The following is a 14,626-nucleotide window of genomic DNA, read 5'->3' on the forward strand; positions in this document are numbered from 1 at the left end:
TCAAAAAATACGATCTCGTCGTCACGTTTTTTTATTGCATTAACTCACCATTGAATGTCTTCAATGGATTGCGGTGCGGGGTTCAACTCTTCACTGCGTACATGTGCGTCATTGATTCGAATGACCCGGTCAGCCATCGGAGCGATTGCTGAATTGTGGGTGATGATCACAACAGTGGTGCCATTTTTATGTGCGGTATCTTGTAAGATCTTTAGGATCTGTTTGCCTGTTTCAAAATCTAAAGCACCTGTCGGCTCATCGCATAACAATAATTTTGGTCGTTTGGCTAACGCACGCGCGATTGTTACCCGTTGTTGTTCGCCGCCTGATAATTGCGCGGGAAAATTATCCATTCGTTCCCCTAACCCAACCGATTGTAAAACTGCTGCGGGTTCCATGGCGTCTGCTACGATTTGCGACGCCAACTCTACATTTTCTTTTGCTGTTAAATTAGGCACCAAATTATAAAATTGAAAAACAAAGCCGACATCATTGCGCCGATAAGTGGTCAGTTCCTTATCATTAAAAGTCGCAATATCCGTTCCATCCACGATTACTTTTCCTTCATCGCAATTATCCATCCCGCCTAAAATATTCAGTACCGTCGATTTTCCGGCACCGCTAGGTCCAAGAATCACCGCAACTTCTCCCTTTTCGATTGAGAAATTTATTTTTTCATTTGCCTTAATTATGGTTTCACCCATATGATAATATTTGCTTTCATCAATTACATCAATATATGACATGCTGGCTCCTCCTCATCCGTCAAAAAATAGCCAAAAGAGCGTTTGTACTTTTTAGTTTAACATAGTAAAACCAAAAGCCAACAATAGATCCTAATCAGATTTAAAAAATACGGCTAAGTTTTAAATATTTCCACTAATTTAAACTAGGTTTATTCAAATGGAAAGTTCAAAAACAAACCGATCATCTGCCCCTTTCTGCACAATCATTGGACAGAAAAAACCTCGGTCAAAAAAATGACCGAGGTTAAGAACTACTCATTGATTATGCGTGGTAACGTTCAACACCGTCTAAATAAGTCGCTACTAGATCCATGTTAGGTTCTAAAACGATAAAGTCCGCTGCACGACCTTCAGCGATTGATCCGCATTTATCATCGATTTTACAGCTGACAGCTGGAACGTATGAAGCCATCATGATTGCTTGTTCGGGCGTTGCGATGTCCCATTCAACAACATTTTTGATTGCTTCTTTTAATTTCAAGATACTTCCAGCTAAATTGCCAGATTCAAGCCGCGCCGTTCCTTCTTTAACAACTACTGGAAATTCGCCTAGATTGTAATTGCCATCTGGCATCCCGCCAGCCATCATACAGTCAGTGATCAAGGCTACATGATCGTGGCCCGCTTTTTCCATCAACACTTCTGCTGCTTGCGGATGAACATGATGTCCATCACAAATCAATTCAGAAAAAACATGTTGCAAGGTCAATAAAGCTCCGACCATTCCTGGTTCGCGATGATTCAATCCGCGCATCCCATTATAGGCATGGACAAAGACACTTGCACCTGCTTCTACAGCTTCTTGTGCTTCTTCTAACGTTGCATTTGAGTGTCCTAATGAAACGACTACGCCTTCGTCAGTAACAGTTTTGACAAATTCTTTTACCCCTTTACGTTCAGGCGCCAATGCGATTTTTTTGATCAATCCGCCTGAAGCTTCTTGCCATTCATGGAATGTGTCTAAGCTAGGGTCGCCAAAGTAACTAGGATTTTGTGCTCCTTTATGTTCTTCAGTAAAGAACGGACCTTCAAAATAGATTCCTTGAATTTTCGCGCCGTCTACGTCTTGATAAACTTTTCCAATCGTTGCTGCAACATCTTTCAATCGTTCCTTAGACGAAGTCAGTGTCGTTGGTAAAAAGCTTGTCACACCACAAGATAAAAGACCTTCAGACATTGCTTTGATACCTTCTGCATCGTTATCCATAACGTCATGATTTTTATAACCGTGGATATGTGTATCGACTAAGCCGGGAGCAATCCATTTTCCGCTTTGATCAATAATCTCTGCAGCTTCGGGTTTTTCTTTTGTATACGTTCCAAAAATGCCATCGGTGACATCTAAATAACCTGCGTTTTTAACACCAGAGTTTAAAAAGAATTTGTCAGCATAAATAAATGTTTTCATCGTGAGTTCTCCTTTTTTCTTTGTATCTTAAAGTTACTCCTGAATCCATTGTAAGTCAAGAATGGTGTAGACCATTCTACAAATCTTTTAATTTTTCTAAAGCCCGCAGTATTTTACGATAATTAATCACCGAATAAAGCTCATCGCGACTCTCCAACATGAGGATCTTCAATTCTAAAAGTTCTTTTAATTTATAATAACTGCATTGTTGACGATTCCATTTCAACCCCATATCAACGACCTTTTCAGCCAAATCAAAGCGTTCCTGTCTAAATAAAAACGTCCCATAATTAACGAATAAATTGCTTAGTTCGCTACGTTCTGAATAATCGGCCATCATCGTTTGGAATAATTCGAAGCTTTGACTGTAATAACTATTCGCTTTGTTTACTTCACCTAAAACTGAATACATCTTACCAGCAAAACTCAAAAGTAAGATCCGGCTGTCAAAATAACCGTCATATTTTTTTGATACGCTGATCGAAAGTCCGTGGACAACATGAGTCAAAGCTTTCTCGGGGTCTTCGTCAATAAAATACGCGCAGACGGCTTTAAAAAAACAAGCGAGCTGGCGATCTTTGTCAAGATGAGTGATTTGGCGTTCATCTAAATACTCTAGTGTCGTTTGAATTTCTTGATATTTCCCAATCCGCAGATACATGAACATCTTGTTGAAATATTTGCGCAAGAATAGTTCTTCTGGTAAAAAATCAAGCATCAATTGGTCGATAGTGATTCCCAATCGATGACAAAGTTGCTGAATCACAATAACATTGGGGATCTCTTCATTATTTTCGATCCGACTTAAGACACTTTGAGAACAGATCCCTTGCGAAAGGTCCTTTTGTGTCATGCCATGTTCTTTTCTGAAATCTTTTAAGACTTCACCAATTACTGCCATTGCTGATTCCTCCAAAATATGCAAATTCACATTTCAATAGCCCCATTCTAGCTGATGGTCAACGAACAAGCAACTCATGGGGTCCAAATATAGATACGGATTAATCTAAAATGAGAAAAAAATTCTCTCCTACTTTTTGACACCGATTTTTCCAAAAAAAAGAAGACACCTCAGACGGGTGTATTCTTGATACGGCGAATGGGATTTGAACCCACACGAGATTTCTCTCACATGACCCTCAATCATGCTTGTCTACCAATTCCAACACCGCCGCGTGAAACCTTTTTTATGATAGCGAGCGAAAGTAAAAAAGTCAATAGTTTACACAATCGTCGTGTCATAAACATAGGTGATATTTCCTTTAAGACCAGCGATTCCTCGAAAGAATTTCTTATCTTCTTGTTTGCTCCATGCTTCACGGAATAAAAAGAATTCCTCACGAGATACCGCGATTTTATCGATCTCGCCTGCTCGTAATTGGTGAATTTTTTCTTCAAATGGATTCATCTTTTAATCTTCCTTTCAGCAAGCTAAAACAGAAAAGATGCTCGTGAGCATCTTTCGTTTTAGTCGCGAAAATATTTGCTGTTTTCGATATTTGAGTTGTCCTCTTCCATGATCCCACGCAATGAACGATCCAAACGTTGGCGTGCTTTTTTTCTTTCATTCAAGGGTTGCTCTTCCTCTTCTGAAGCAAACAAGACATAGGAATGACGCGGTTTCTCCATTCGCTGCATCAATTCTCTCGGTGAGATTGCATCAGCTGGTGCATCAGGAATTAATGAAGAAGGCACATATTTGGGTGCAAATGGAGTCGCACTGCGAGCACTCCGTGAATGGAACATATTTTTTGGTGTCGTCGCTTCTTTAGGTTTGTGTTCCTCAAATAGTTTTGCTTTCTTTGATTCTTTCCGGTCATTGTCATACATCGGCAAATTTGCTTTGTGCTGCGCTAATTCTCTGTGCGGTTCTTCAGCTAAATTAACATGTCGGGTTCGCTTTGTCTTCGGTAATGAGCGTTCAAAAATATCCTTGGCTTCCAAGTGATAATTTGTGATCAAGTCATCTTCTCCGTTAAACAAGACACGTTGATTGTTCTGTACTAACTTTACGCCAAATTCATCATCAAAGGCAGGGAATCGGCTCTTTTTTCTGCTGTACGTTTGCATAAAATCATCCTCATTGTTCTGATATAGCATAGTTTAGCATAAATGCTCGAGAAATGCTTTCAAATAACCGGTAATAAAAATAGATGAGCTAATTCAGGTCGCAAACAAATAAACTTTCTTTTGGTGCCAATGTTTTGCCTTCCATGATCCGATCCAAGACGGAGTAATCCCCGCGATATGCACGCGGACTAGTCAACTCCCCTACTTTTAAACTTTGTGCTTGATCAGATAGGTTGATAACATAGACGACATACGATTTTTCTAAATAGCGGATGATTCCGAAAATTTGTTGTTTTTGCGAATAAAACGGGAAAAATTTCCCTTCTTTTAATACATCGTATTTCTTTCTTCGTTCAATCCATTTTTGACAATTTTTGAATAAGTTTGGATCGATCGACTGCCAAGGGAAAAATTTGCGATTGTCAGGGTCCTTACCGCCTGTCAAACCTACCTCATCGCCATAATAGATACAAGGAATTCCCGGCATCATGAACATTAATCCCCAGGCCTGATCCAAAGCTTCAACTGAGCCGTTTAACATAGTCAAAATTCGTTCTGTGTCGTGTGTCCCGATATTATTTAATTGATTGTAATAAAAATCGATCGGATAATTTTCTTGGTAACGAATCATTTCCTCACAAATATCTTGTAATGACCGCGATTGTTGCAAGATAGCTAAGATTTGTTGCCGTAATGGATAATTCATAACTCCTTGCAAATGATCACCAAAGACATATTTTCGCCGTGTATCATAAGCGATCTTATTTGAAGCATCTTCCCAAACTTCGCCGATCAGAATTTTCTCCTGATAGGCAGATAGATTTTTACGAATACCGGAAATAAATTCATCCGTCAACTCATCGGCAACATCTAATCGCCAGCCGTCAACACCCATTGAGGTCCACTTTGATAAGACACTATCCAAATCCCCATAAATAAATTCTTGATAACTAGGATCTTCTTTGCGAACTTCTGGTAGGTCAGCTACTCCCCACCAAGATTTATAATCATCCGGGTAGTGATTGAAAGTGAACCAATCGCGATAGCGGCTTTGCGGATTACGGGCAGCCCCAGTATTTTCTCCATAAAGACCAGAGATATTGAAGTAACGGCTATCTTTGCCTACATGAGAAAATACTCCATCTAAGATAACTGCGATTCCTGCCTCGTGCAGTGCTGCGATCAACTTTCGAAAGTCTTCCTCCGTCCCTAAAACACCATCAACTTTAAAATAGTCATTGGTATCATACCGATGATTTGAAGTGGCTTCAAAAATCGGATTCAAATAGACCGCCGTGATTCCTAATTCTTGAAAATAAGGAATTTTAGCTTGGATCCCTTTAAAATTTCCGCCAAAAAAATCCCAGCGGACGATCTCATTTTGCTGATTGCGAATATATAAAGGTGTGTCTTCCTCGGTCGCATAAATAAATGAATTCTTTTTTGGTTGATTAATTATTCGATCTGGATTTCCATTAGCGAACCGGTCAGGAAAAATTTGATAAAAGACCGCATCGCGATACCAAGTCGGTGCAACTTCTGCTTTTTGGTAACACGTTAATTGGTAAGGAATGACCTCTTGTTCCGAACCGTAAATCTGTCCTTCGCCGCCTTGTCCTTTGAAACCGTAATACTGGATCGTTTCGCAGCCAGCTGATTCACGAACGATCTTAAAATAATAAAAGTACAGCCCCCAGCCTTGATCCATGATCGTTTGAAAATGAAAACGATCTTCTGATGCAGCTTCCATTGGAAATATTTTTTGACCAACCGAGCTGCCTTCTTTGCGGACGACTAAGAAAGCTTTGGCGTTTTGCTGATCTAAAACAGACAGCCAAACATCTACCATCATTCCTTCTTGCACAGCGCCAAACGGCTGTTTGTAACGTTCTAACCACGGATTAAAGTAAATAGGAGTCATGTTCTGCACCTCGCGGATCTTCATGCGCAAAGACAGGCTCTATTTGCCAAATGTCATCGGCATAACGTTGGACGGTATCATCTGCAGAAAAGCGCCCTGCGTTTGCGATATTGCGTAAACTTATTTGACGCCAGCGCTGTTTGTCTTGATACGCTTTATTGACGGATTCTTGCGCTAGACAGTAATCTTCAAAATCACGCAAGACGAAAAATTCGTCATTGTATTTGATCAATGAATCGAATATCTCATACCCTTCAGCGCTGATATTCGGAATAGTGCCGTCGATCAATGTCTCCAGTACTTTGCGGATCGTCGCATTCTCATCATAGATATTCAGCGCAGAATAATTTTTATTTTCATAGTATTGATAGACCTCAGATTCCGTCAAACCAAAAATAGCGATATTTTCTTCACCTACTGCGTCACGGATCTCAACATTTGCACCGTCTAGAGTTGCGATCGTCACGGCACCATTTAGCATCAATTTCATATTTGATGTGCCGGAAGCTTCTTTTGACGCGAGTGAAATTTGTTCACTGACATCGGCTGCCGGAATGATTCTTTCAGCCAAACTGACATTATAGTTTTCTAAAAAGACGACTTTTAGTTTATTGTTGATTGTTGGATCTTGATTGATCAAACTAGCTGTCTCATTGATCACTTTAATAATTGATTTTGCGTAATGATAACTTGGGGCTGCTTTTGCACCAAAAATAAAGACACGCGGTTCAATCGGCAAGTCAGGATTTTCTTTTAAATCTAAATACAGTTTAATGATGTGTAAAAGATTCAGCAATTGGCGTTTGTAAGCATGTAATCGTTTGATCTGAACATCAAAAATTGCCTGCGGACTCACTTCGATACCGCAATGTTCTTGGATGTACGCCGCTAACCGTTTCTTATTTGCCAGTTTTGCATCTGCTAAAGCAGCTAACACATGATTGTCTTCTACATAATTCAACAACAAACGCAAGTTAGTCGGCTGTTTACGCCATGTAGTTCCGATCGTTTCATCCAATACTTTGCTCAGCGCTGGATTGGCTAACTGTGACCAACGGCGCATCGCGATTCCGTTGGTCTTATTGTTGAACCGTGCTGGATAAAGCAAATAAAAATCGTGTAAGACGACCGCTTTTAAAAGATCTGAATGTAATTTCGCAACACCATTCGTTGAATGAGAACCAATAATTGCAAGATGAGCCATGTGGACTTGATCGCCCTGAATAATTCTAGTTCTTTGAATCAAATCAAAATCATGAACTCCGGTCATTTCTGCGACGAAACGACGATCGATCTCTTCAATGATTTGGTAGATTCTGGGACAAACACTTTTCATCATATCGCTTGACCATTTTTCCAACGCTTCTGCCATAATCGTATGATTCGTGTAACTCATGACTTCTTGAGTCAAGTTCCAAGCCCGTTCCCAGCTCATGCTCTCTTCATCAACTAAAAGCCGCATAAATTCTGCAACACACATCGCTGGATGAGTATCATTGATATGGATCGCAATAGATTGATTGATCTTATCTATCGGTTTGTTTAATTGTTTATAATAGCGCAAAATACTTTGAACACCCGCTGAGACAAAGAAATATTCTTGTGAAAGACGCAGTTTTCTGCCATCTTCGCTAGAGTCATCTGGATACAACACGGAGGTCAAATCTTCTACTGTCCGGCGATCTTCAATGCTCCGATAATTTTCTTCTTCTTCTGGCGGAATCTCTACTGACCATAAACGCATCGTGTTGACAATATCATTTTGATACCCGACCATTCCCGTATCATAAGGAACCGCGCGTAAAGTCATTCCGCCTTGATAATTAGGTTTTAAATTACCGGCAGCGTCAGGACTCAGATAAACCTCTCCACCTAGATGAACATCCACGGCTTTGCTTTCTTTACGGATTTCCCATAAATTTCCTTTGTGCAGCCATTTATCGGGCAACTCTACTTGGTAATTGTCAACAAAATGCTGTTTGAATAATCCATATTCATATCGGATTCCGTTGCCGTTACCAGGCAGTCCCATCGAAGCGATTGAATCCATGAAACAAGAAGCCAGACGACCGAGTCCGCCATTGCCTAACGCCATATCCGGTTCGACTTCTGCTAAATCTTCTAAATCAATCCCTAATTCAGCCAGACCTTCAGTCACCAGCTCAAGCCAACCCATATTTAAAAGATTGCTCTTCAACATCTTGCCCGGTAGAAATTCGATTGAGAAATAATACGCCTGCTTTTGTTCGGCTTCTCGATAATCGGTCCATGTCTGCTGCCAGTTTTGCGAATACGTTGAAGTCAGCAATGAACCCAGTGTTTGATAAAGTTCATTCGGTGAAGCATCTGCGACTCCCATAGCAAATTTTTCGGCTAAGCGGCGACTGAAACATTGTTTAAATTCTGTTTTATCCATTTTATCATCTCCAACTACGCTTTAATTTCATTACTACATAATGAACTAAAAAGCCAAAATCCACAGCCGAGGGCCCTAGATTCTGGCTTTTTGAATTCTACACTAATTTGTATAGATCTAAATATTGCTGACTAGAGCCAGTCCAGCTAAAATCACGTGACATTGCTTCTACCATCATTTTGCGCCAAATATCTTGATGCTCTTGGTAGAGTTCTATTGCTTGTTTCAGCGCATTCATCAGATAGAACGGTTCAAAAATAGTAAAGCCAAAACCAGTTCCTTCATTTGTGATCGGGTTATACGGTTGGACTGTATCCTTCAACCCGCCGATTTCATGTACGATTGGCAACGTACCATAGCGCATTGAGATCATTTGCGACAATCCGCATGGTTCAAACGCTGACGGCATCAGAAACATATCGACCCCGGCATAAACTTTTTGTGCTAAATTCACATCAAAAGCAATCTGGATACTTGTTTTATCCGGATATTTTTGTCCAAAAAATCGGAATTGCTCTTCAAACTTCGGATCACCGGTACCAATCAGGATTAATTGCACATCAAACTGCATCAAATTTTCCATTTCTTGCAACAATAAATGAAAGCCTTTTTGATAAGTCAAACGGCTGACGATCCCGATGACTGGAACGTCTGGTCGAACAGGCAATCCTAAACTTTTCTGCAATTGAACTTTATTTTCTATTTTCTGATCAAGCCGTTCTTGATCGTAATTTGTAAAAATGGCAGGATCTTTAGCAGCATCAAAGGCTTCGTAATCAATCCCATTTAAAATTCCATAAAGCTTTCCGCTTTCCATCCGTAAGATTGGATCCAATCCTGCACCAAATTCAGCGGTCTTGATTTCCTCAGCATAAGATGGACTGACCGTAGTCACGCGATCAGCATAAAGAATTCCAGCCTTCATAAAATTTACGCAGTCATTAAAACGAATAGTTCCGTCATCGTAACGTTCATAACCCATCCCAAATAAATCATCCAGGATTTGACGGTCGTATTGTCCTTGGAATTCGATGTTATGGATGGTCAAGACTGTCTGAATCGGACTAAACTTTTGGATCCAGCGATACTTTTCTTTTAATAAAAAGGGAATGAATGCCGTATGATAATCATTCAAGTGCATAACATCTGGAATAAATTCAATTTTTTCCATCAGCTCAATGACCGCCTGCTGATAAAAAGCAAAGCGTTCCCCATCATCATAATACCCATATAATTCTGGCCGGTCGAAGTAATAAAGATTGTCTAAAAAATAATAATCAATCTCATTCATTCGAAGATATTTTACACCGCAATACTGCTTGCGCCAGCCAACCTGAACTTCATACGAAAATAAATCTTGCAGCTGTTCCTGATAATGCTGCGGCATTTTAGTAAAAAAGGGTAGAACGACTTTTATGTCCGTACCTTTTTTCTGCAAGGCTTTGGGCAACGTCCCCGCAACATCGCCTAATCCGCCAGTTTTAAAAAACGGAGCACATTCCGCTGCTACAAATAATGTTTTCACGTCTATTCGCCTCCGTAAACGTCACTTAATACATGCGTATTTTTCTTGATTACAACGGGTTTATCAGCTGAGCCGATGATTTTGATCCCAGGTTCTACCACGACATTTTTATCTAAGATCGCATATTGAACAACCGCCTTTTCACAAATACGGCAGTTTGCCATCACGATCGAGTCTTCAACTGCGGCATCTTTTTCAATCACGACACTGCGTGAGAAAAGTGATCCGTGCGTTTTACCGTCAACTAAACAGCCGGTGGCAAATTGACTTTTTTTCACTTCAGAAGTTGGTGAATAATACGTCGCGACTTCATTTTTTAATTTCGTATAGATTTTTTGTTTTGAATATAGTAAAGAAGTGAATTTTTTAGGATCCAACATATCCATATTGGCATCATAATAGGACTTAATGTCAAAAATATTTCTTAAAAACCCGGTATACTCATAAGCAGATGTTTTTACTTTGTTCATCGCTAGAGTAAAGAAATCCAGCAGCGCTACAGGACTACCTGAATTTTGTCCTTCCTGTAAGGCATTGATCAACCACTCGGTTTGGCAAATAAAGATCTTCATGCCAAGATTAAATAATTCATCGTCTGACTTATCTTCTAAAAAATTATGATGTCCTTGAACAAGCCCATGTTCATCAATTTCTAAAATCTCATCTTGCCGATAGACCTGTTCTTTGGGCATCTTTTTATAGACGACCGTCATCGTGCTGTTGCTTTGTTGGTGGATTTTCAATACTGCTTCTAAATCAATATTGCAAAGCATCCGATTTCCCATGAAGACTGTGTATTCTGATTTTGATTTATTCAAATAATCAATCACTGACTCAAAATACGGACGCCCTTCTGCTTTCTTTTTTAAGAAATCTTGATAATAGTGGACAAAATAACGACTATCTACACTATCTAAATGCCATTCGCGGCCACCGCCGATATGATCAAAAACTGATTGCGTAGTCCCTTGATTAAAGATCATATAGACAGATTTGATATTCGCGTTGATGGCATTCGATAAATTAAAGTCGATCAGACGATATTTACAATCGAAAGGCAAAGTTGCCAGCGGTCTTTTTTCAGTCAAAGGTAATAATTCTGGACATTCATACACATTGCCCAAAATCGCACTCATTTTATTCGCTCTCACTTGTCAACACTCCAATCACTTCTGAATAGCCTACAACGGCAATTTCTTCTGAACCGTCGACCACAGCATTATCACCGATAATCGCATTTTCACCAATGATTGCTTTTTTGATCTGTACATTTTTTCCAATTGTTGCACCTGGCATGATCACACTGTCAATGACTTTCGCCCCTTCTTTGACCTGTACATCATTTGATAAAATACTATGCTCCACTTGCCCTGCTACATAGCAGCCGTCTACAATTAACGCGTCTTTTACCTCCGCATTTTCTGTTAAAAAGTGCGGCGGAGAAACTGTATTTTTTGCCAGAATCCGCCAATTTTTATCGCGGATATCCAAGCTATGGGCAGGATCGATAAACTCCATGCTAGCTTCCCATAATGATTCGATCGTCCCTACATCTTTCCAGTAGCCATCAAACCGATACGCAAAAACATTTTCACCACTCTCTAGATAGGCGGGGATCACGTGTTTGCCAAAATCCAACATTTGATCATCTTTTTTGTAGCTATTCAACAAGACACTGCGCAAACGGCTCCAATTGAAAATATAAATTCCCATAGATGCCAGATTGCTTTTAGGCTCTGCTGGTTTTTCTTCAAATTCAATGATCCGATCATTTTCATCCGTATTCATGATCCCAAAACGTGGCGCTTCTTCTATCGGTACTTCAATTACCGCAACAGTCAGTGAAGCATTGTTGGCTTTATGATTTTCCAGCATCGCTTCATAGTCCATTTTATAAATATGATCGCCTGATAGAACAAGAACATACTGCGGATCCATCTGATCAATGTAATCCATGTTTTGATAGAGTGCATGAGCCGTTCCTTCAAACCATTTGCTGCCGTCATTGCTTGAATACGGTTGTAAGATTGTCACACCTGAGTTCAGTCCATCAAATCCCCAACTTGAACCATTTCCGATGTGATTGTTCAAAGCTAACGGCTGATATTGTGTCACTACGCCAACATTGTTGATTCCTGAGTTGATACAATTGCTCAATGTAAAGTCAATAATTCGATAACGACCACCAAAAGGGACAGCAGGTTTTGCAATTTTTTGTGTTAGTTTGCCGAGACGAGAACCTTTTCCGCCAGCTAAAATCATTGCTAATATCTCTGTTTTCATTTTATTTTGATGAAGGACATTCCTTCATCGACCTCCCCTCTATCTCTTGCGTGTATTGATTGATTCCGGTTTTAAAATAATAACGCCTAAAGCTGGAACAGTCGTTTTGATTACTTGACTGTACTCTTTAAATCCGACTGGTTCACTTTGACAATCTTCATTGTGACTTGTCCAAGTTCCGCCAAATTTTTGCATTTCTGTATTCCAAATTTCTTTGTATTTTCCAGGATACGGAACACCGATCGTAAAATCGCGACGTTCGATCGGCGTCATATTCAATATGACGATCAAAAAGTCTTTCTTGCGTTTTCCTTTTCGCATAAAAGTCAAAACGGATTCTTCTGTGTTGTCTGCATCGATGATTTCGATCGTGTCATAAGAATCTTCCAATTCCCACAACGCTGGTTGATTTTTATAAAAATCGTTCAGTTCCGCTGTAAAAGACTGCATCGAATGATTCAGCGGCTCATTCAAATCGCCCCATTCTAACCCTTCGGCAAATTTCCATTCTAAAAATTGTCCCCATTCGCTGCCCATAAACAATAATTTTTTCCCTGGATGGACCATAAGATACGTATACAGATTTCTCAGTTGCGCAAATTGTTTGTAACGATCTCCCCACATTTTGTGCATCAAACTCTTTTTACCATGAACGACTTCATCATGAGATAACGGTAAAATAAAATTCTCTTGCATCATATACATGAAAGAAAAAGTGATTAGATTAAAATGATCTTTCCGATAAAGCGGGTCCATCTCATAAAAGCGCAAGACGTCATTCATCCAACCCATGTTCCATTTAAAATCAAACCCTAACGAACCACTCTCGATCAGCCCAGTCACCGGTGTTTCAGAAGAACTTTCTTCTGCAATCATCAAAACATTTGGGTGTGCTAACTTGACTACGGCATTTAATTTCTGTAAGAAATAATATCCTTCGAGGTTGCGGTTTCCGCCTTCGTGATTAGGGGTCCACGGACCATCATCATAATCTCGGTAGATCATACTTGAAACAGCATCTACTCGAATCCCATCAATATGAAACATCTCGATCCAAAACATCGCACTAGAAATCAAAAAACTTTGAACTTGCGGTTTGCCTAAGTCAAAATTGATCGAGCCCCAACGATTATTTTTAGCCCGGTCAGGATCGACGTATTCAAATTGCGGAGTCCCATCATAATACGGCAACGTATCATCATTGATACAATAATGACCTGGTACCCAATCCACGAATACACCGATATTATTCAAATGACACGCTTCAACAAAATCTTGAAATTGTGCCGGCGTGCCATAGTAAGAACTCATTGCAAAGTAGCCAATCAGCTGATACCCCCAAGAACGGCCTAATGGATGCTCCATCAACGGCATAAATTCAACGTGAGTGTAATTCATTTCGACTAAGTAAGGAATCAACTCTTTCGTTAAATCAGCTAAGTTATATGGCGTACCATCTTCATGTTGTTTCCACGAGCTTGCATGGATCTCGTAAATATTCATCGGCCGTTTAAAGTGATTAGAACGTTTGCTTCGTCCGCGCCATAGACCATCTTTCCATTTTTTTTGGGGGAATTGATACAGCTCAGCCGCGTCACCAGGTCGTTTTTCAAACCGAACCGCAAATGGATCGATTTTTAAAATCTCACGTCCATTGGCTTGTATCACTTTGAATTTATAAAGATCCCCTTCATTGGCACGGTCCGTATATATTTGCCAAATCCCGCTTGTGTCATCTTTTTCCATTGGCAGATCATCCTGCCACGCATTAAAATCACCAACTAAAAACACCGACAATGCATTGGGCGCCCAGACTCGAAAGACATACCCTTCTTCTACTTGGTGAGCACCTAAAAAATGGTGTGTGTAGAAATTCTCACCTGACAAAAATGTTTTCTTAGCATCATCAACTTGCTGCATTTCACTTTGTTTATCATTTTTCATGAGAACCACCTTTTTAAACGCTACAGCGTTCTTGTATTACATTTTAATGTGTAAATTTTAATAATAAAAATAAAATCCATTCTATATAAAACAATAATATTTTTTAATAAATAACACACCTATATTTTTGTTTACCTTTTCACGGTGTTAACTCTCCTTATTTAATATTATATTATAATAAGAATTAAAATAGAAGACAATTTTTTTAAATCCGCTAAATTGAGCGTTTTTTATTTCGCCGATTGTAAAATTAAGCTAGACAACTAAAAAAGCCATTTGTGCTACACTCAAAATAGTTCTGACCAAAGAATTA

11 protein-coding genes and 1 tRNA gene are annotated in these 14,626 nt (G+C 39.6%); all 12 read right to left on the reverse strand.

The features are described from left to right. Positions 1–44 precede the first annotated feature (44 nt). Entirely contained in the window at positions 45–746 is a 702-nt protein-coding gene (locus tag FFM63_RS09440; RefSeq protein WP_137610040.1) for an ABC transporter ATP-binding protein, read from the reverse strand. A gap of 262 nt (positions 747–1,008) precedes the next feature. Further along, entirely contained in the window at positions 1,009–2,154 is a 1,146-nt protein-coding gene (nagA, locus tag FFM63_RS09445) for an N-acetylglucosamine-6-phosphate deacetylase (protein WP_137610041.1), read from the reverse strand. Between the two features lie 76 nt (positions 2,155–2,230). After that, on the reverse strand, positions 2,231–3,055 hold the full coding sequence (locus FFM63_RS09450; RefSeq protein WP_137610042.1) for a helix-turn-helix domain-containing protein: 825 nt from the start codon (positions 3,053–3,055) through the stop codon (positions 2,231–2,233). A gap of 190 nt (positions 3,056–3,245) precedes the next feature. Further along, a tRNA-Leu gene (locus tag FFM63_RS09455) sits at positions 3,246–3,329 on the reverse strand. Between the two features lie 47 nt (positions 3,330–3,376). Continuing rightward, on the reverse strand, positions 3,377–3,562 hold the full coding sequence (gene ykzS / locus FFM63_RS09460) for a protein YkzS (RefSeq protein WP_137610043.1): 186 nt from the start codon (positions 3,560–3,562) through the stop codon (positions 3,377–3,379). A gap of 59 nt (positions 3,563–3,621) precedes the next feature. Then, positions 3,622–4,224, reverse strand: coding sequence for a hypothetical protein (locus tag FFM63_RS09465; protein WP_137610044.1), 603 nt, complete (start codon positions 4,222–4,224; stop codon positions 3,622–3,624). Between the two features lie 88 nt (positions 4,225–4,312). Further along, positions 4,313–6,145, reverse strand: coding sequence for a glycoside hydrolase family 13 protein (locus FFM63_RS09470; protein ID WP_137610045.1), 1,833 nt, complete (start codon positions 6,143–6,145; stop codon positions 4,313–4,315). Then, entirely contained in the window at positions 6,126–8,561 is a 2,436-nt protein-coding gene (locus FFM63_RS09475) for a glycogen/starch/alpha-glucan phosphorylase (protein WP_137610046.1), read from the reverse strand. Before FFM63_RS09475 ends, FFM63_RS09470 begins: the two co-directional genes overlap by 20 nt. A 97-nt stretch (positions 8,562–8,658) precedes the next feature. Further along, positions 8,659–10,086 (reverse strand): glycogen synthase GlgA, encoded by a 1,428-nt coding sequence (gene glgA, locus FFM63_RS09480; protein ID WP_137610047.1) that lies wholly within the window; start codon positions 10,084–10,086, stop codon positions 8,659–8,661. A gap of 2 nt (positions 10,087–10,088) precedes the next feature. Further along, the gene (glgD, locus tag FFM63_RS09485; protein ID WP_137610048.1) at positions 10,089–11,237 is read right to left on the reverse strand and encodes a glucose-1-phosphate adenylyltransferase subunit GlgD; all 1,149 of its coding nucleotides are present in this window, start codon (positions 11,235–11,237) and stop codon (positions 10,089–10,091) included. Next, the gene (locus tag FFM63_RS09490) at positions 11,224–12,369 is read right to left on the reverse strand and encodes a glucose-1-phosphate adenylyltransferase (protein WP_137610049.1); all 1,146 of its coding nucleotides are present in this window, start codon (positions 12,367–12,369) and stop codon (positions 11,224–11,226) included. The genes glgD and FFM63_RS09490 overlap by 14 nt, the downstream gene beginning before the upstream one ends. Positions 12,370–12,408: 39 nt before the next feature. Continuing rightward, positions 12,409–14,313 carry a 1,4-alpha-glucan branching protein GlgB gene (gene glgB, locus FFM63_RS09495; protein ID WP_137610050.1) on the reverse strand — a complete coding sequence of 635 codons (1,905 nt, stop codon included), beginning with the start codon at positions 14,311–14,313 and terminating at the stop codon, positions 12,409–12,411. Positions 14,314–14,626 lie beyond the last annotated feature (313 nt).

Source organism: Enterococcus pingfangensis (assembly GCF_005405205.1).
GTDB classification, from domain to species: Bacteria; Bacillota; Bacilli; order Lactobacillales; family Enterococcaceae; genus Enterococcus_A; species Enterococcus_A pingfangensis.

Bases quoted from the DNA above. Each gene is read 5' to 3' on its own strand.
- FFM63_RS09440 (WP_137610040.1), bottom strand. From the start codon at position 746: ATGTCATATATTGATGTAATTGATGAAAGCAAATATTATCATATGGGT.
- nagA (WP_137610041.1), bottom strand. From the start codon at position 2,154: ATGAAAACATTTATTTATGCTGACAAATTCTTTTTAAACTCTGGTGTT.
- FFM63_RS09450 (WP_137610042.1), bottom strand. From the start codon at position 3,055: ATGGCAGTAATTGGTGAAGTCTTAAAAGATTTCAGAAAAGAACATGGC.
- ykzS (WP_137610043.1), bottom strand. From the start codon at position 3,562: ATGAATCCATTTGAAGAAAAAATTCACCAATTACGAGCAGGCGAGATC.
- FFM63_RS09465 (WP_137610044.1), bottom strand. From the start codon at position 4,224: ATGCAAACGTACAGCAGAAAAAAGAGCCGATTCCCTGCCTTTGATGAT.
- FFM63_RS09470 (WP_137610045.1), bottom strand. From the start codon at position 6,145: ATGACTCCTATTTACTTTAATCCGTGGTTAGAACGTTACAAACAGCCG.
- FFM63_RS09475 (WP_137610046.1), bottom strand. From the start codon at position 8,561: ATGGATAAAACAGAATTTAAACAATGTTTCAGTCGCCGCTTAGCCGAA.
- FFM63_RS09490 (WP_137610049.1), bottom strand. From the start codon at position 12,369: ATGAAAACAGAGATATTAGCAATGATTTTAGCTGGCGGAAAAGGTTCT.
- glgB (WP_137610050.1), bottom strand. From the start codon at position 14,313: ATGAAAAATGATAAACAAAGTGAAATGCAGCAAGTTGATGATGCTAAG.